We start from the raw sequence: 17443 nt of genomic DNA, 5'->3' as shown, positions 1-17443 counted from the left end.
CGCCCTAGCTCTCTTGGTTCTGCGGCGGGAGCGCCGCGATCATCGGGTGGTCCGTGTGGGTGTTGCCTACCTTCGCGGCCCCGCCCGGGGAACCCAGAACATCGAAGAATTCAACGTTGGCCTTGTAGTAGTCGGCCCATTCCTCGGGGGTGTCATCCTCGTAGTAGATCGCTTCGACGGGGCAGACCGGCTCGCAGGCACCGCAGTCAACGCATTCGTCGGGGTGGATGTACAGGGAACGCTCACCCTCATAGATGCAATCGACGGGGCACTCTTCAATACATGCCTTGTCTTTGACATCTACACACGGCTGCGCGATTACGTACGTCACGTCCCTGGCCTCTCCACGTTGGTTCCGGCGACCGCCGGATCACTGCTCCCGGCCTGAGCGCCGGGCTGCTGACTTCTGAGCCTATTATCTCCCAGCCTGTTCCCGCGAACCTAGCCGGGCGTCACACGGGTCCGAACTCTTGAATCTACCGGACCTATTATGAACAGGTGAGTTCCTCGATGCCGCCGCCCCAAGCGTTCCTGGCCGCCGCCGGCCTTGGCACCCGGGTGGTGGTCCGGTACCGGATCGAGGGCGGGACGACCGACGCGGTGGGCGAGCTGGTGGCACGCACCGACGGCGACTGCACCGTGCGGACCCGGCGGGCCGACGTCGTGATTCCCCTGCCGTTGGTGGTGGCCGCCAAGCAGGTCCCTCCAGCGCCGCCCCGGCGGGCCCCGCGGACCCCTCCCGCCGGACATGCCCTCCCCTGACCCTGGCCAGGCCCACCGTGAGGACGTGAGGAGTGGGCATGTCCCCCGGGCCGGGATGAAGAACGGGCATGTCCCGTGGGAGGGCGAGGTGCCGCGGGACGACGGCGGTCCCTAGGCCTGGGGCTCCCTGTAGCGGCGGCACCAGGCCAGCATGACGAGGGTGACCACCGCGATGCCGTAGATCCAGAGATTCCCGGCCAGGTCGCCGATGATCAGGCGCTTGCCGTCCCCGAGGGTGGACCACCAGCCCGCCAGCGCGTAGCAGACGACGCCGCAGGCCGCCGTCGGAAGCGGGGAACGGAACGCGGCACCGAGCCACAGCTCGACGGCGCCCAGCAGCACCAGGGCGGCGGCGGCGCCCCACGGCACCTCGATGCCGGCGACGAGCAGGTCCTGGCCGTGCAGCACCGTGCCGGCCAGGGCAACAAAAAGAGCTGCCGGCACGGCGGCGGCAATACCGCCTGCCATGCCGGCAGCTCTCTTATTCACAAATGATCCGTTGTTTCAGCGCAGGACGCGGAAACTAGACCTTCGCGCGGGCGCGGTTGGCCTTGGCACGCTCGTTCGTGTCGAGGATGACCTTGCGGATACGGATGGAGTCCGGGGTAACTTCAACGCACTCGTCTTCGCGGGCGAATTCGAGGGACTCTTCGAGGGTCAGGTCGCGCGGGGGCGTCAGGTTCTCGAAGGTGTCGGAGGAAGCCGCACGCATGTTGGTGAGCTTCTTTTCCTTGGTGATGTTGACGTCCATGTCGTCGGCGCGGGAGTTCTCGCCGACGATCATGCCCTCGTAAACCTCGGAGGTCGGCTTCACGAAGAAGGAACCGCGCTCCTGCAGGTTGATCATGGCGAACGGCGTCACAACACCGGCCCGGTCGGCGATCATCGAACCGTTGGTGCGGTATTCGATCGGCCCGGCCCACGGCTCGTAGCCTTCGGAGATCGAGGCTGCGATGCCGGCGCCGCGGGTGTCCGTGAGGAACTTGGTGCGGAAACCGATCAGGCCACGGGCCGGAACGATGAACTCCATGCGGCACCAGCCGGTGCCGTGGTTGGCCATGTTGGTCATGCGGCCCTTGCGTGCGGCCATGAGCTGCGTGACGGCGCCGAGGTACTCTTCCGGCACGTCGATGGTCATGTGCTCCATCGGCTCGTGGATCTTGCCGTCAACGGTACGGGTGACAACCTGCGGCTTGCCGACGGTCAGCTCGAAGCCTTCGCGGCGCATCTGCTCGACCAGGATGGCGAGCGCGAGCTCGCCACGTCCCTGGACTTCCCAGGCGTCGGGGCGCGCGGTGGGGAGCACCTTGATGGAGACGTTACCGATCAGTTCCTTGTCCAGGCGGTCCTTGACCTGGCGGGCCGTGACCTTGGCGCCCTTGACCTTGCCGGCCAGCGGGGACGTGTTGATACCGATGGTCATCGAGATGGCCGGGTCGTCAACGGTGATCAGCGGCAGCGGCTGGGGGTTCTCGGCGTCGGTCAGGGTCTCACCGATGGTGATTTCCTCGATGCCGGCGACGGCGACGATCTCGCCGGGGCCGGCGGAATCGGTCGGGACGCGGTCCAGTGCCTTGGTGGCGAGGAGCTCGGTGATCTTGACGTTCTTCAGTTCACCGTTGGCGCGTGCCCAGGCAACGGTCTGGCCCTTGCGCAGGGTGCCGTTGTAGATGCGCAGCAGGGCGAGGCGGCCGAGGAACGGGGAGGCGTCAAGGTTGGTGACGTGCGCCTGCAGGACACCGTTCGGGTTGTACGTCGGAGCCGGGATGTGCTCGATGATGGCCTGGAACAGCGGCTCCAGGTCCTCGTTCTCCGGAGCGGAGCCGTCGGCGGGCTGCTCGAGGGAGGCGCGGCCAACCTTGGCTGCGGCGTAGACGACGGGGACGTTGAGGATCTTGTCCAGGTCGAGGTCCGGAACTTCGTCGGCGAGGTCGGAGGCCAGGCCCAGCAGCAGGTCCATGGACTCGTGCACAACTTCTTCGATCCGCGCGTCGGGGCGGTCGGTCTTGTTGACCAACAGGATTACCGGCAGGTGGGCGGCGAGGGCCTTGCGGAGGACGAAGCGGGTCTGGGGCAGCGGGCCCTCAGAGGCGTCTACGAGGAGGACAACGCCGTCGACCATGGACAGGCCGCGCTCGACCTCGCCACCGAAGTCGGCGTGGCCGGGGGTGTCGATGACGTTGATGGTGATGGTCTCGCCCTTGGAGGACGGTCCGTTGTAGGCCACGGTGGTGTTCTTGGCCAGGATGGTGATGCCCTTTTCACGCTCGAGGTCACCGGAGTCCATGACGCGGTCTTCGAGGTGGTTGTGCTCGGCAAAGGAGTTGGTCTGCTTGAGCATGGCGTCGACCAGCGTGGTCTTGCCGTGGTCAACGTGGGCCACGATCGCGACGTTGCGCAGGTCACTGCGCGATGCAGTGGCTACCGCAGTGTTGGTGGTGGTTTCAGACATGCGTTATTGCTCGATTCAGTGGTGAAGTCAGCTGTTGTATCGCGACATTTCCAACCGGAACGCACGACGGATACGCCCCTTTGGCACAGGGCACCTTCATCCATTCTAAACGCTTGGGTATTTATTGGCCTAAAATCCGTTCCGCCCGGCAGACGGCAGGAGTGGTCAGCGCCGGGGTTCACCGCCGCGAATGTGAGTAAAGTCACTGGATTTTCCGGCCGCGATGCCCCATCATTGCTGGGACAGCAACGCCAGCCCGGAGACATTAATGCGCAACGCCTCGGCCCTGTCCCGCTTGGTCGCACCGATGATCGCCGTAGGCATCCTTGTTGGCGGCTGCGGGCAGCCCCCCTCCCCCCGCACCGGCGGAACCACCGGCAGCGCCGACGTCGGCGCCCCCGGTCTCTACGGCGCGACCGCTCCGGCGCCGGCCGGGGCTCCCGGCGAGCCGATGGCCGCCGGCTCGAACGGCAACACCAGGCTTCCCCAGTCGACCGCCCCGGGCAGCATGCCGGCGGGCAGCGTCTACCGGAATCCCGCCAGCGGCCGCAATGAGGTGGTGGTGGAGGACGTCGCCCGGACGGCCGTGCTGATCGGCGACTCCCAGTCCGAGCCCGCATATTCCTGGCCCCGGGCAGCCCTGGCCAGCCTGGGCTACACGGTCCACTTCTGCGGCCGCGGCGGCACCGGCTTCGTCGCGTCCAACGGCAAGACCGGAAATTACATCGACGCCCTGCAGCGCGGCGACTGGCTGCTCCCCTACGGTTCGCCGCCCCTCGTGCTCATTGAAGGCGGCGGGAACGACGCCTCCCGCGGTGCAACCGACCAGCAGATTTCCGCCAATGCCGAGCGCCTGATTACCAGCGTCCGGCAGCGCTACCCCGGGGCGCAGCTGGCCATGGTCGGAACCCTCGCCCGCGGCACGTCCGACGGCGGCGGGCGGCGCACCGAGGTCGATGCACTGCTGGGCACTGTTGCGGCCCGGCACGCGATTCCCTTTGTGGGCGTCGGAGACTGGCTGACCCGCTACAACCTCACCCGGTCGATGGCCGACGGCGTGCACATGGACCCCGAGGGGCACGCAGCACTGGGCGTCCTGCTGGCCCGCCGGCTCGACGACTTCGGTTTGCGTTACGGAAGTTCCGGGCAGGCTGAGCCCGCGGCAACCCGCTGACGCGGCCCAGGCTGCCCCAACAAGAGCCCCGAACGGCAGGAGCCGGTGCCCGCCCCCGAGGGGCGGACACCGGCTCCTGTGTCAGTCAGCTCACGCTGTCCGGATCAGGCAACTTCCGGAGGCAGCATGAGGCGTGCACCAGGGATCGCGTTGAGCAGCGCCTTGGTGTAGTCCCGCTGCGGCGCCTCGAAGACGTCGTCGGTCGAACCTGTCTCGACCAGCTTGCCCTTCTCCATGACGCACACATGATCAGCGATCTGCCGCACCACCGCGAGGTCGTGGGTGATGAACAGGTAGGTCAGGCCCAGCCGGGACTGCAGTTCCGCGAGCAGGTTCAGCACCTGCGCCTGCACCAGGACGTCCAGGGCTGACACGGCCTCGTCACAGATGATCACCTCGGGATCCAGTGCCAGGGCACGGGCGATCGCGACGCGCTGGCGCTGCCCGCCCGAGAGCTCGTTCGGGTACCGCTGCATGGTGGACTGCGGCAGGGACACCTGATCCAGCAATTCGCGGACCTTCCTCTCCCGGCTGGCCTTGTCCCCGATCTTGTGGACCCGCAAGGGTTCCTCGATGGTCCGGTAGATGTTGTACATCGGATCCAGGGAACCGTAGGGGTCTTGGAAGATCGGCTGGACCCGGCGGCGGAAGGCGAAGATCTCCTTGGGCTTCAGCCCGGAGGTGTCGACGCCGTCGAAGATGATCTTGCCGGACGTCGGCTCCAGGAGGTTCAGCACCATCTGCGCCACGGTGGACTTGCCGGACCCCGACTCGCCCACGATCGCCGTCGTCGTTCCGCGCTTGACGTTGAAGGAGACATCGTCGACGGCGGTGAAGTCGGTCGACTTGCCGAACCCTGCACGCATCTTGAAGACCTTGCTCAGGTTCTGGATCTGCAGCACGTCTTCAGTCTTGGCCGGTTCAACGGCAACGGACTCGCTGGGGGCCAGCAACTCGTCCGTCGAGACGCCGAGCTCCTTGGCCACCTGGATGCGGCGTGATGCCAGCGACGGCGCCGAGGCCACCAGCCGCTGGGTGTAGGGGTGCTGCGGGTTCTGCAGCAGCTCCAGGGACGGACCTGCCTCAACGACGTTGCCCCGGTACATGACCACGACTTTGTCGGCCCGCTCGGCGGCGAGGCCGAGGTCGTGCGTGATGAGCAGGACGGACGTGCCCAGGTCCGAGGTCATCTTCTCGAGGTGGTCCAGGATCTGGCGCTGCACGGTGACGTCCAGGGCCGACGTCGGCTCATCGGCGATAAGCAGGCGGGGCTGGCAGGACAGACCGATGGCGATCAGCGCGCGCTGGCGCATGCCGCCGGAGAACTCGTGCGGGTACTGCTTCGCCCGCCGGGCGGCGTCCGGCAGTCCTGCCTGAGCCAGGACCTTGGCGACGTCGTCCGGGCCGCTGGGGCGGCCGTTGGCCTTCAGCGTCTCCCTGACCTGGTCGCCGATCTTCCAGACCGGGTTGAGGTTGGACATCGGGTCCTGCGGGACCATGCCGATGATGTTGCCGCGCAATTCGATCATGCGCTTCTCGGAAGCGTGCGATATGTCTTCACCGTCGAGCAGGATCTGCCCGCCGGCCACACGGCCGTTGCCGGGCAGCAGGCCGATCGCGGCCAGCGCCGTCGTCGACTTTCCGGACCCGGACTCGCCCACAATGGCCACCGTCTCGCCGGGCATGATGGTCAGGTGTGCGTTCCGTACGGCCTGGACCTCGCCGCTGCCGGTCTTGAAGGAAATCGCGAGATCGCGGATTTCCAGCAAGGGCCGGTCGGCCGGGGTTCCGGCTTCTTGAATCGTGACGTCGGAAGTTGTCATGTTTGCCTCCCTCATCGCTGACGGCTCTTCGGATCGAGGGCATCACGGAGGGCGTCGCCCAGCATGATGAAGCTCAACACGGTAATGGACAGGGCTGTTGCCGGGTAGAGCAGCACAGCCGGGTTGGTGCGGATGGACGCCTGCGCGGCGGAGATGTCATTGCCCCAGGACATCACGGAGCCGGGCATGCCGATTCCGAGGAACGAGAGCGTGGCTTCGGCGACGATGAAGACGCCGAGTTCCATGGTGGCGAGCACGATGATCGGTGCCAGTGCGTTCGGGAGCACGTGGCTGACGAGGGATCCCAGCCGGGAGACGCCAAGTGACCGGGCGGCCGTCACGAAGTCGGCGTTGCGCACCTCGATGACGGCGCCGCGGGTGATGCGGGCCATCTGCGGCCAGCCGAGCACCACAAGGACCAGAACCACCGTCCCTACTCCGCGGTTTTCACGCATTAGCGGGAGCTGGGTGAGGACCAGGGCGCCGAGGACGATGGGCAGGGCGAAGAAGATGTCGCCGAGACGGGCGATCACCGTATCCACCCAGCCGCCGAAGAAGCCGGCCAGGGCGCCGAGGGTGACGCCGATGATCAGCACGGAGATCACGGAGAACACACCCACCATGAGGGAGGCCTGGGTGCCGTGGATGATGCGCGAGTAGATGTCGCAGCCCTGGAAGGTGAACCCGAGGGGGTGTCCTTCGGTGGGAGCCCCGTTGGAGTTCGCCAGGACACAGCCGTTGTCCGGGGCAACCTGGGTGAAGAGCCCGGGGAAGATCGCCACGATGATGATCAGCGCAATCATGACCGCGGAAATGATGAAGAGCGGACGACGGCGGAGCTTGCGCCACGCGTCTGCCCAGAGGCTCAGCGGGGCGTCGTCAACCTTGACGGCATCCGTTGCCAGCAGAGGGGTCTCCTCGACCGGGGCAACGAAGTGCTCGAATGTGCGATTAGTTTTCATAGCGGATCCTCGGGTCAAGCCAGGCGTACAGCAGATCGACCAACAGGTTGGCGAGAACGAAGACCAGCACCAGGACGCTCACAATGGCGACCACGGTGGGGCCTTCACTACGGAGAATGGCCTGGTAGAGCTTCTGGCCAACTCCGGGGACGTTGAAGATGGCTTCGGTCACGATTGCGCCGCCCATGAGGCCGCCCAGGCTTGCGCCGAGGTACGTGATCACGGGGATCAGTGAGTTGCGCAGGACGTGGGTGGTCACCACCTGGCGGCGGGCCAGGCCCTTGGCGGTGGCGGTGCGGACGTAGTCGGCGTTCATGTTCTCGATGACGGACGCACGCGTCAGGCGCAGCACGTAGGCGAACGAGACCATGCCGAGGACGACCGCGGGAAGGATCAGGCTTCCCCACGTGACATTCGAGCCGACCGTGGGTTTGGCCCACCCCAGTTGGACGCCGATCAGCAGCTGCAGCGCGAAGCCGAGCACGAACGTTGGAATGGCGATCACAACGAGCGAGAGCACGAGGACCGTGCTGTCGAAGAAGCCGCCCTTGCGCAGTCCGGCGACGAGGCCGAACGCGATGCCGAAGACGCCCTGGATGATGAGGGCCTCGATGGCGAGCATGGCCGTGACGGGGAAGACACGGGCCAGGGTGTCGGCGATCGGCTGGCCGGTGAAGTCGACGCCGAGGTTGAAGGTGAAGAGGTTCTTGAGGAACAGCCCGTACTGGACCCAGAACGGCTCGTCCAGGTTGTACTGCTGGCGCAGCTGCGCGATGACGGCCTCGCTCGGCGGGCGGTCGCCGAAGAGTGCACGGATGGGGTCGCCGGGAAGGGCGAAGACCATGAAGTAGACGAGCAGGGTGGTTCCGAGGAAGACCGGAATGACCTGCAACAGGCGCCGGAGGATGAACTGGATCACAGCAGTGCCTCTGGTGAGATGGTGGAACGAAGGGGAATCATGGGGGACAGCTTCCTGCCGGTTTCAAGCATATGGGGGTCCGGCAAGGCCGGACCCCCAAGCTTTAGTGATGTGGAAAAGAGTTCCGCAGAACTCAGGAACTACTTGGCCGTGATGGCCCAGTACTGCAGAACGCCGTTCCAGCCGGAGTCAACGTTGCTGACATTCTGGCTCCAGACAGCCTGGCGTGCGGAGTACCACAGCGGCAGGTTGGGGAGGTCCTTGAACAGGATCTCCTGTGCCTGGGTGAACTTCTTGTTGGCGTCGTCCGTGGACTTGGCGCCCAGGCCCTCGTTGAGGAGCTTGTCGAACTCAGGGTTCGTGTAGCCCTCGTAGTTGGCGCTGGCGCCGGTCTTCAGGAGCGGGCCGAGGAAGTTGTAGAGCGACGGGTAGTCGGCCTGCCAGCCGGCGCGGGTCAGGCCCGGCAGCTCCTTGGCGGTACGCAGCTTCAGGATTTCAGCGAACTTGGCGAACGGCTGGCCTTCGGCCTTGATTCCCAGGTTGTTCTTGAAGTTGTTGGCAACGGCGTCGATCCATTCCTTGTTGCCGCCGTCAGTGTTGTACGCGAGCTGCAGGGTCTTGTCGGCGGGCCACGGGCTGATGGCGTCAGCCTTGGTCCAGAGGTCCTTCGCCTTGGCGGCGTCGAACTTCAGGACCTCGGAACCGGCAACGTTTTCGTTGTAGCCGTCAACAGCCGGGGACGTGAAGTCCTTGGCCGGGATGCGGGTGCCGGAGAAGATGACCTTGGTGATCTCGTCGCGGTTGATCGCCATGGAGAGGGCCTGGCGGCGCAGCTGGCCCGCTTCGCCCTGGAACTCGGGCAGGTAGCCCGGGATGTTCAGGGTGGAGTTGCCGGCGTACGGCTTGTTCAGGTGGTTCTCCGGGAAGTCCGTGGTGTAGGTCTTCAGGGCGTTCGTGGGCAGAACGTCCGTGACGTCCAGGTTGTTGGCCTGGATGTCGGTGTAGGCCGGGGCCGGATCGGTGTAGAACTTGAAGGTCACGCCGCCGTTTTTGGCTTCGCGGGCACCCTTGTAGTCAGCGTTCTTGACCAGGGCGATCTGGCTGTCGTGCTGCCAGGCGCCTTCCTTCTCCATCTTGTACGGGCCGTTGCCGATCGGGTTCTCGCCGTACTTCTTCGGGTCCTTGAGGGCGTCGGCGGGCAGCGGCATGAAGGCCGAGTAGCCCAGGCGCAGCGGCCAGTCGGCCTCCGGCTGCGAAAGCTTGACCGTGATCGTGGAATCATCCTTCAGCGCCAGGCCGGAGAGGGTCTGGGCGGTGGGGGCGGGAACCTCGGTTTCCTTGCCGTCCGCTCCCATCTGCTTCGAGGTGGCGCTGACGGCGTCGTAGCCCTCGACGGACTCAAAGAAGCTGCTGTTGCCCTGCGCGTTGGTGCTCAGCGCGGCAAAGTTCCAGGCGTCAACGAAGCTCTTGGCGGTAACTGCCTCGCCGTTGGTGAACTTGGTGCCCGACTTGACCTTGATGGTGTAGTTCTGGCCGTCCGGGGATTCGATGGACTCGGCCAGCGCGTTTACCGACTTGCCACTGGGGTCGTAGCTGGTGAGGCCTTCGAAGAGGAGCTCGACTACGCGGCCGCCGTAAACTTCGCCGGTGTTGGCGGGCATCAGGGGGTTCTGCGGTTCGTTGCTGTACGCGGTGATGACCTTGTTGGGGTCGCCGGCTGCCTGGCTGGCACCGTTTGAGGTGCCGCCTCCGGCGCCGCATCCGGTCAGGGCGAGGGCGGCGATGGCCACCATGCCCAGTGCTTTGGAAGTGCGCGAAAAACGCATTCCGCCTCCTAAGAGTTGTGGGAGTTCGTGAGGGAAAACTTCTGCTTCCCCGCAGGCAGGCACAGGGGTATCCCCTGTGACGTGGCCTACATATACGAGTAGCCTAACCCCAGATTGTCCAGATGGTGGAACTCTGTTGCCAAACCGTGACCCGACAAAAGCATGACCGGTAGCGTCAAGCGCAATGTATTTCAAGTCACACGCTACCGGCTGGTAGTATTCGCTGCCCGGTGATCCGGGTTAGGTTGAGTTAACTCGTTTCGGCCCCCAGAAGCTGCGCCCGCAACTCGCGGCGTTCCCGCTGCTTTTCCGGATCCGGCAGCGGCACCGCAGCCAGGAGACGCTGGGTGTAAGGCTCCTGGGGATTGCGCAGGATCTGGTCCCGGGTGCCCTGCTCGACGATTCGGCCGCGCTGCATCACGCAGATCCGGTCCGCCAGCACATCGACGACAGCGAGGTCGTGGGTGACGAAAAGGCAGGCGAACCCGAGCTCCCTCTGCAGGTTTTGGAACAGGTCCAGCACCTTGGCCTGCACGGACACGTCCAGTGCCGAGGTGGGCTCGTCGGCGACCATCAGCTTGGGCTTGAGCGAGAGCGCCCGGGCAATGCCCACCCGCTGCTTCTGCCCGCCGGACAGTTCGTGCGGGTAGCGGTTGCGGTAGTTGCGCGGGAGCTCGACCTGATCCAGCAGCGCCTCGATCCGCTGCTGCAGTTCGGCGCCTTTTGCCACTCCGGACAGGAACATCGGCTCACCGATGCTTTCGCCGATGGGAAGCCGCGGGTTCAGGGACGACGACGGGTCCTGGAACACCATGCCGACATGGCGGCGCATCTCCTGGAGCTGCCGGCCGTTCCGCTTCGCGGCCGAAATGTCCTGGCCGACGACCTTCATGGTGCCGGCCGCGACCGGTAGCAGCCCGACGGCGGCGCGGCCGATGGTGGTCTTGCCCGAACCGGACTCCCCCACCAGGCCGACAACCTGCCCCGGGTAGATCGCCAGGTTGGCGCCTTCCACGGCACGGAACGCGGGCACGCGGCCCTGCTTGGGGTACTCGATGGCCACGTCGGTCAGTTCCAGCACGGGCTGGCCCTGCGGTTTGGCGGCTTCCGCGGCGGCCAGGGCGGCGGCGTTTTCACGCTCGCGCCGGAGGAGCTGCTCCTCCGGGATGGAGGTGAGTTCGGCATGTGTGGCGGCGGCGAGGGCTGCCGTGACGTCCACTTCCGCGGCGGATTCCGCGCCGCCCTGTCCCAGGTGCGGGACGGCGGCCAGGAGGGCCTTGGTGTATTCGTGCTGCGGGTTATGGAAGATCTCTGCGGCCGTGCCGGTTTCCACGATCACGCCGCGCCGCATCACGGCGATGCGGTCAGCAAGGTCGGCCACGACGCCCATGTCGTGGGTGATCAGCACGATTGCACTGTCCAGCTTGTTGCGCAGGTTGCGCATAAGGTCCAGGATTTCCGCCTGGACCGTCACGTCCAGGGCCGTGGTGGGCTCGTCGGCGATGAGCAGTTTGGGATCGCAGGACAGCGACTGCGCGATCATCGCACGCTGCCGCTGGCCGCCGGAAAGCTGGTGGGGATAGGAGCGGAACGCTTTCTCCGGGTCGGGCAGCTCCACAAGCTCGAGCATGCGCAGGGCCCGGAGCCGGGCTTCGTCGGGAGAGACCTCGCTGTGCAGCCGCACCGTCTCCACGATCTGGGCGCCCACGGTGTAGACCGGGTTCAGGGCCGTCATCGGCTCCTGAAAGATCACGGCCACTTCCTTGCCGCGGACAGCGCGGATATTGGCCTCGTTGGTTCCCAGCAGCTCCTGTCCGGCGAGCTTGACGCTTCCGCTCACGCGGCTGTTGCTCGGCAGCAGGCCCAGCAGGGCCATGGAGCTGGCACTCTTGCCGGAGCCGGATTCGCCCACGATCGCCAGGACCTCGCCGGCCCGCACCTCGTAGTTCAGGCCGATGGCGGCGGGCACCCATTTTTTGTCCACGCCGAAATCGACGCTTAGGCCGCGGACCTCCAGTACGGGCTCGTTCCTGCCCGGCGCGGGGGTGATGGCCGGATCGAGGGTGATGAAGTCAGTCATGATGGGGCTTTCCTTCCACCCGGGCCGCCGGTCCACCGGGGATTAGTGCTGCGGCTCGGAATACTGAATTATTGGGGGCATGAGCTCTGCGCCACATGCCGGTACCGTCGAAATCTTCAAAGCCCGAACGAACGCCTGGTTCGCCTGGCTGTCCTGGTCCGTTGCCGCCCTGGGCATCGTTGTCACGGCGGTCACCGCCGGCCCGGTGGCCCTGGCCGGAACGGCGCCGCTGCTGCTGATCGCGTTCCTCGGCTGGCAGCTGTTCTGGATGCCCGCCGTCGTGGTGCACGACGGCGGGGTGACCCTGGAGAACCCGTTCCGGTCCGTCCTGGTGCCGTGGGCAGCGCTGGTGCACGTCGATACCCGCTTTGCCCTCACCCTGGTCACGGCCCATAAGAGCTACGCGGCCTGGGCTGCGCCCGCTCCCGGCATCTGGGGCGGGCGAAATGCCCAGCCCGAAGACCTCCGGGGCCTGCCAGCAACGACGTACGGTCCGGGCCAGTCCGTGCGGCCCGGAGACCTGAAGTCCACGGACTCCGGCCAGGCAGCCCGCCTCGTGCGGGCGCGCTGGCAGGAACTGGTGGAAAGCGGCGCGCTTGCCGCCGGCGATGCCGCCACCACAGCCGTGAAAGTGAAGTACCGCTGGGTTGCGGGCAGCGCCGTCGTACTGTTGCTGGCGGCCAGCTACTGGGCGATCGCCGCCCGTTAGCCCGCCCGCGCACGCACTGCGGGTGGCGGCCACCTAGTCGCCCTTGGTTCCGTCGAACGCGGTGACGGGTGTCGCCCCGAGCGGATGCCCGGTGTCCTTGGCCTTCTTCGCGTTGAATTTCTTCTGCCGCGGATCGAAGGCGTCCCGCAGGCCGTCGCCGATGAAGTTAATGCTGAGGCAGATCATTACGATGAACAGCCCAGGGAACCAGAACAGCCACGGGCGGGTGGCGAAGGCCTCCTGGTTCTGCGAAATGAGCAGCCCCAGTGACGTGTCCGGGGCCTTGACGCCTACGCCGAGGTAGCTCAGGGCCGTCTCGGTGAGGATCGCGGCGGACATCGTCAGCGTGACGTTGACGATCAGCACGCCGATGGCGTTGGGCAGGATGTGCTTGAAGATGATCCGGGCATTGCTGGCGCCCGAGATCCGTGCGGCGTCCACGAACTCGCGTTCGCGCAGCGAGAGGAATTCCCCGCGCATCAGGCGGGCGAGTCCCACCCAGGTGATCAGGCCCAGGAAGATGCCCAGCGCGAGGATGCCGTTGTTGCTGGCGAAGGAGGCGAACCAGCTGCCGGAGTCTCGACGGCCGGCCATCTGCGCCATCACGGCGGCGAGCAGGAGCGCCGGAATGATGATGATGACGTCGGTGAGGCGCATCAGCACCGCTTCGGTCCAGCCCCGGAAGTAGCCGGCCAGGGCGCCGACCACGACGCCGATAAAGCCGGCGATGAGTCCGATCACCACCATAACGGTGATCGACTGCTGGGCGCCGCGCATGGTCATGGCGAAGAGGTCGCGGCCGATCCGGTCCTGGCCGAAGGGGTGTTCGCCCCAGGCGAGCGGCCACAGCGAGGCGGTGGGCACGCCGTCGTTGACCAGGGGTGACACTTCCTCGTGGTTGTATTTCCACCAGCCGGGGATGCCCCAGTAGCCCACGGAGGTGAAGGCCATAACAAAAATGATGGCGAAGGCGACCAGCCCGATGATGGCGCCGGAGTGGCCCAGGAACCGTTTCCGGACGATCTGCCCCTGGCTCAGGCCCTTGGCTTCGAGGATCGGCTCGATGCCGGCCGCCGGACGCCTCAGTGCTTCGTCTTCGGCCATGATCTCGTCCTGCTGACTTGGCTGGCTCATGCTTTTACCCTTACGCGTGGATCAAGTGCGGAGTACGCAAGGTCCGCAATGAGGTTGAAACCCATGGCCGTGATGGCCACACAGACGAAGACACCCATCACGGGGTTGGGGTCGACGTGGGTGATGCCGTCCAGGAACAGGAAGCCCATCCCCCGGACCGAGAAGACGGTTTCGGTGATGACGGCGCCGCCGATCAGCCCGCCGATGTCGAAGGCGACGATGGTGGCGATCGGGATCAGCGCGTTGCGGAAGGCATGGCGCATGACCACAGTCCGTTCCGACAGGCCCTTGGCCCGGGCGGTCCGGATGTAGTCCATGTTCATGATTTCAAGCATCGAGGCGCGGGTGAAGCGTGTGTAGCCGGCCAGCGAAATCAGGATGAGGGCCAGCGTCGGAAGGATCAGGTGCGTGAACGAATCCAGGCTCAGGGTCCAGAAGTCGCCTTCGATGTTCGGGGTGCTGGCGCCGATGGTGGCAATGGGGCGGCCACGGACCCGGCTGTTGTTGAAGTAGCCGGGCCACGCCTGCATGTAGCGGTCCAGCAGGATCATGAATCCGACCAGGAACGACGTGAGCGCCGCGGCCCGCATGGACTGTCCGCGGTCGTAGCCGCCCATCAGGTAACCGATGCCCAGTCCGACCAGAATCGCGGCGACAGCGAGGAGCACGATCATCAGGAACGTTGCCTCGTTAAGCAGCGGCTGGATGAGGAAGTAGACAACCAGTCCGACGCCGACGGCGATCAGCGCCGATTGCAGCGCCTTGCGGTTCTTAAGCCCTGCGGAAAGCAGGGTTACGGCGAACGCAATGCCGACGCCGGCGATCGCAATGACCACCGGGCCCAGACCGGGCGTTTTGAACCACTCGGTAGCGGAGAAGTACATCAGCACAGCGGCAGCGAACAAGAAGGCGACGCCGCCGATGAGGAGCCTGCGCTTCATCTCGCCACCGACCGTCACGGCTGTCAGCACACCAAGAACGGCGCCGATGGCGAGGGCTGCCGGTATGGGTATCTCGGGATTCCTGAGGAAGTTGTTGAACCCGATGGCGCCGAACTCCTTGAGGAGGACCGCGACCCAGAAGATGGGGAGGGAGAAGAACAAGAAGGCCATGAACGTCACGCCGTAGTCCAGCGTGCTGTACTGGCGCAGGGCAGTGATGATGCCAAGTGTGATGCCGATCAGGATCGCCAGCACGGTGGCTCCGGTGACCAGGGTCAGGGTCTGGACCAGCGCGAAGCCGAGGGCCTCCGTAACGGGCTGGCCGGCGATGTTCTTGCCCAGGTCGCAGGCGTCAGCGAACGGGATGAGGCATCCGGCCGCACCGCCGAGCCACTGGAAATAGCGGATGGGAGCGGGTGTGTCCAGCTGCAGCAGTTCGATGCGGGCGTCCATCAGCTGCTGTTTGTTGGCGGCGCTGATGGCGCGGAATTCCTCGAGGGGGTCGCCTGACGCCGCTGTCAGGAGATACACCAGAAAGGATGCGCCGAGAAGTATGAGGGCGGCAGTGATAAGCCGCCGGACTATGTAGGTCACCATTGGAATAGAACCTCAGTATTCGGGCCCAGGGGTTGCCCGGACCGGTCGCAGAGTTTGGCCGTTGTCCCGCGATGATGGGGCGGGGGCCCGCCGTCGTCGTGGGGGTGTCGCTAGAAAGGCGTCGGGACCAAATTGCCCGGTCCCGACGCCTTTAGCTAGCAAGTGTTACTTGCGGTCGTCGGCTACTTCTGTGCCCACTCCCAGAAGTTCCACCAGACACCGGTCTGGTTCGGCATGTACTTCACGCCGGTGATGCGGTCGCTGTACGCGTCCACGCCGACTGCCTGGAACAGCGGCAGGCCGTAGGCGGAATCCCAGATCTTCTTGTCGATCTGCTTGATGAGCCCGTCCTGCTTGGCCTTGTCGGTGGTGACAATCAGTTCATCCATCAGCTTGTCGGCTTCCGGATCGGTGAACAGGTTGAAGTTCGAGTCGTTGCCCGTCTTGAAGATCTGCGGAACGCCGGAGACGCCAACACCCGAGTTGATCCAGCCGAAGATGGTCGCATCGTAGGAGCCGTCGCCGAGGGCCTTGCCCCAGTCAGACTTGCCGAGTCCGCCGTCGACGATCTTGAAGCCGGCCTTGGAGGCGGACTCGCTGATCAGCGCGAACATGTCGGCACGGTTGGGGTTGTCCTTGTTGTACATGATGCGGACTTCAGGCGTGGCACCGTTGAGGAGCTTCTTTGCACCTTCGATGTCCACGTCCTGGTAGGCCGAAGAACCGTTTTCCTTGACGGAATCGGCGTACAGGGCCTGGTCCGGCACGAACAGCTGCGAGTCCAGCGGTGCAGCCTTCGGGTCCAGCTTCTTGACGATCTTGTCAACGATGTCCTTGCGCGGGACGCTCTTCATGAACGCTTCGCGGACACTCTTCTCAGCAAACACGCCGCTGAAGTTGAGGTCGATGTGGTCGTAGGAAAGCTGGTTTCCGACCTCGACCGTGACGCCCTGGCTTTCGAGGGCCTTAAGCTGCTCCACCGTGTCGGCCGAGGCCTGCGGTGCGATGATGTCAGCTTCGCCGTTCTTGAGCGCCTGCACCTGAGCGGGAGCGGAACCAATGTAGCGGACCGTGATTTCGTCCAGCTTGGCTTCCGGACCCCAGTTGTAGTCCTTGTTCTTGATCATGGTCAGGGACTGGTCCTGGTTGACACCCTTGACGATGTAGGGGCCGTTGGAGAGGTAGAGGCTCGGGTCGGCCGGCAGGGTCTTGGAGTCGAAGCCGGTGTTCCACATCTCCGCCATTGCCTGGAGCTGCGCGTTGGCCGGCTTCGGCGCCTTGGCGTCGCCGCGCGGCATGCCCTTGACCAGGTCAACGAATGCCTTGGCATCCGCCAGTCCGGCCTTCTTGGCCAGGACGTGCGCCGGGATGTCGATGCCGGGGCCGCCGAGAGCGATTTCCCAATCGGAGAACGGCTTTGAGTACTTGACCGTCATGGACTTGCCGTCGTCACTGAGCTCCGGGAAGTCCGACAGGGCGATGCCCGTGGGGTCACCGGCGTAGGAGAAGTAGGACGTTCCGGTCTTCGCCTCTGCGTCGGCATCGTTGTAGTATCCGGAGAACGCGGCCCACTGCAGCAGAAGATCGGCACTGGTAACGGGGGTTCCGTCCGACCACTTCACGCCGTCGTTGATGGTGTACTTCACGGTCAACGGGTTGTCCGAGGTCTTTTCCATCTTGCCGAACTTTTCGTTGCGAACAACGTTCAGCTTGTTGTCGATGTAGAAGAAGCCCGAGTGGGTGGCGTAGCTGATCTTCGAGTTGATGTCGGTGTTGCCGTCCGCCGTGTTGGGGTTGAACGTGTTGAACGCGTTCACCTCTACGACTGTTGCAGATCCGCCTGATTTGCTTGCTGCCGCAGCGGTGGTCGGGGTTGTCCCGCCACTGTTGCCCGCGCAGGCGCTGAGGGCGAGGGCAGCTGCTGCTGCCACACCCACTGCTTTGGAAATACGACCGAAGCGCATTCCGCCTCCTTGTTTCTGTGGTGTGGTTGAGACCGAGGCCGTAGGCACCGGGCAGACGTCCACACTCCCCCAGCGGCAGTGTGGCCCGTCTCACATGGGA

14 protein-coding genes are annotated in these 17443 nt (G+C 65.2%); 3 read left to right on the top strand and 11 right to left on the bottom strand.

The features are described 5' to 3' along the window. Positions 1–4: 4 nt before the first annotated feature. Positions 5–331 carry a ferredoxin gene (fdxA, locus tag AC1DC5_RS02460; protein ID WP_056425597.1) on the bottom strand — a complete coding sequence of 109 codons (327 nt, stop codon included), beginning with the start codon at positions 329–331 and terminating at the stop codon, positions 5–7. 167 nt (positions 332–498) lie between these two features. On the opposite strand from fdxA, the gene AC1DC5_RS02455 reads away from it, so the two are divergent. Next, positions 499–762, top strand: a complete 264-nt coding sequence (locus tag AC1DC5_RS02455) for a putative acetyltransferase (RefSeq protein ID WP_476864053.1) — start codon at positions 499–501, stop codon at positions 760–762. Positions 763–873: 111 nt separating this feature from the next. On the opposite strand, the gene AC1DC5_RS02450 is transcribed toward AC1DC5_RS02455, so the two are convergent. Together AC1DC5_RS02450 and typA are read right to left on the bottom strand one after the other, a co-directional pair. Beyond that, entirely contained in the window at positions 874–1251 is a 378-nt protein-coding gene (locus tag AC1DC5_RS02450; protein ID WP_476864052.1) for a hypothetical protein, read from the bottom strand. A gap of 34 nt (positions 1252–1285) precedes the next feature. Then, positions 1286–3214, bottom strand: coding sequence for a translational GTPase TypA (gene typA / locus AC1DC5_RS02445; protein ID WP_441404462.1), 1929 nt, complete (start codon positions 3212–3214; stop codon positions 1286–1288). A 268-nt stretch (positions 3215–3482) separates the two neighbouring features. Here typA and AC1DC5_RS02440 point away from each other — a divergent pair, with 268 nt between their 5' ends. Beyond that, positions 3483–4388 (top strand): SGNH/GDSL hydrolase family protein, encoded by a 906-nt coding sequence (locus tag AC1DC5_RS02440; protein WP_476864051.1) that lies wholly within the window; start codon positions 3483–3485, stop codon positions 4386–4388. A 104-nt stretch (positions 4389–4492) separates the two neighbouring features. On the opposite strand, the gene AC1DC5_RS02435 is transcribed toward AC1DC5_RS02440, so the two are convergent. From AC1DC5_RS02435 to AC1DC5_RS02415, 5 genes are all read right to left on the bottom strand, one after another. Further along, positions 4493–6211, bottom strand: coding sequence for a dipeptide ABC transporter ATP-binding protein (locus AC1DC5_RS02435; RefSeq protein ID WP_476864050.1), 1719 nt, complete (start codon positions 6209–6211; stop codon positions 4493–4495). An 11-nt stretch (positions 6212–6222) separates the two neighbouring features. Beyond that, a complete protein-coding gene (locus tag AC1DC5_RS02430) occupies positions 6223–7173 on the bottom strand; it encodes an ABC transporter permease (protein ID WP_441404459.1) in 951 nt (316 codons plus the stop codon). Next, positions 7163–8092, bottom strand: a complete 930-nt coding sequence (locus AC1DC5_RS02425) for an ABC transporter permease (RefSeq protein WP_441404458.1) — start codon at positions 8090–8092, stop codon at positions 7163–7165. Before AC1DC5_RS02425 ends, AC1DC5_RS02430 begins: the two co-directional genes overlap by 11 nt. Positions 8093–8232: 140 nt before the next feature. Next, complete coding sequence (locus AC1DC5_RS02420; RefSeq protein WP_441404457.1) at positions 8233–9918, bottom strand: peptide ABC transporter substrate-binding protein; 1686 nt, start codon at positions 9916–9918, stop codon at positions 8233–8235. Positions 9919–10168: 250 nt separating this feature from the next. Then, on the bottom strand, positions 10169–11998 hold the full coding sequence (locus tag AC1DC5_RS02415; RefSeq protein WP_476864049.1) for an ABC transporter ATP-binding protein: 1830 nt from the start codon (positions 11996–11998) through the stop codon (positions 10169–10171). A 79-nt stretch (positions 11999–12077) separates the two neighbouring features. On the opposite strand from AC1DC5_RS02415, the gene AC1DC5_RS02410 reads away from it, so the two are divergent. Next, entirely contained in the window at positions 12078–12707 is a 630-nt protein-coding gene (locus AC1DC5_RS02410) for a PH domain-containing protein (protein WP_476864048.1), read from the top strand. Between the two features lie 33 nt (positions 12708–12740). Here AC1DC5_RS02410 and AC1DC5_RS02405 read toward each other — a convergent pair whose 3' ends face one another. The 3 genes from AC1DC5_RS02405 to AC1DC5_RS02395 all read right to left on the bottom strand — a co-directional run bounded on the left by AC1DC5_RS02405 (position 12741) and on the right by AC1DC5_RS02395 (position 17343). Then, positions 12741–13841 carry an ABC transporter permease gene (locus tag AC1DC5_RS02405; protein ID WP_441404454.1) on the bottom strand — a complete coding sequence of 367 codons (1101 nt, stop codon included), beginning with the start codon at positions 13839–13841 and terminating at the stop codon, positions 12741–12743. Next, complete coding sequence (locus AC1DC5_RS02400; protein ID WP_476864047.1) at positions 13838–15379, bottom strand: ABC transporter permease; 1542 nt, start codon at positions 15377–15379, stop codon at positions 13838–13840. Before AC1DC5_RS02400 ends, AC1DC5_RS02405 begins: the two co-directional genes overlap by 4 nt. Positions 15380–15561: 182 nt before the next feature. Then, entirely contained in the window at positions 15562–17343 is a 1782-nt protein-coding gene (locus tag AC1DC5_RS02395) for an ABC transporter family substrate-binding protein (protein WP_441404452.1), read from the bottom strand. Positions 17344–17443: the final 100 nt, after the last annotated feature.

Source organism: Arthrobacter sp. 10L424 (assembly GCF_056395325.1).
This window is presented reverse-complemented; position numbering and strand designations above follow the sequence as displayed.

What these genes read in the sequence shown, in the direction of transcription:
- typA (WP_441404462.1), bottom strand. Translation starts at nt 3,214, where the DNA reads ATGTCTGAAACCACCACCAACACTGCGGTAGCCACTGCATCGCGCAGT.
- AC1DC5_RS02440 (WP_476864051.1), top strand. Translation starts at nt 3,483, where the DNA reads ATGCGCAACGCCTCGGCCCTGTCCCGCTTGGTCGCACCGATGATCGCC.
- AC1DC5_RS02435 (WP_476864050.1), bottom strand. Translation starts at nt 6,211, where the DNA reads ATGACAACTTCCGACGTCACGATTCAAGAAGCCGGAACCCCGGCCGAC.
- AC1DC5_RS02430 (WP_441404459.1), bottom strand. Translation starts at nt 7,173, where the DNA reads ATGAAAACTAATCGCACATTCGAGCACTTCGTTGCCCCGGTCGAGGAG.
- AC1DC5_RS02420 (WP_441404457.1), bottom strand. Translation starts at nt 9,918, where the DNA reads ATGCGTTTTTCGCGCACTTCCAAAGCACTGGGCATGGTGGCCATCGCC.
- AC1DC5_RS02415 (WP_476864049.1), bottom strand. Translation starts at nt 11,998, where the DNA reads ATGACTGACTTCATCACCCTCGATCCGGCCATCACCCCCGCGCCGGGC.
- AC1DC5_RS02410 (WP_476864048.1), top strand. Translation starts at nt 12,078, where the DNA reads ATGAGCTCTGCGCCACATGCCGGTACCGTCGAAATCTTCAAAGCCCGA.
- AC1DC5_RS02405 (WP_441404454.1), bottom strand. Translation starts at nt 13,841, where the DNA reads ATGAGCCAGCCAAGTCAGCAGGACGAGATCATGGCCGAAGACGAAGCA.
- AC1DC5_RS02400 (WP_476864047.1), bottom strand. Translation starts at nt 15,379, where the DNA reads ATGGTGACCTACATAGTCCGGCGGCTTATCACTGCCGCCCTCATACTT.
- AC1DC5_RS02395 (WP_441404452.1), bottom strand. Translation starts at nt 17,343, where the DNA reads ATGCGCTTCGGTCGTATTTCCAAAGCAGTGGGTGTGGCAGCAGCAGCT.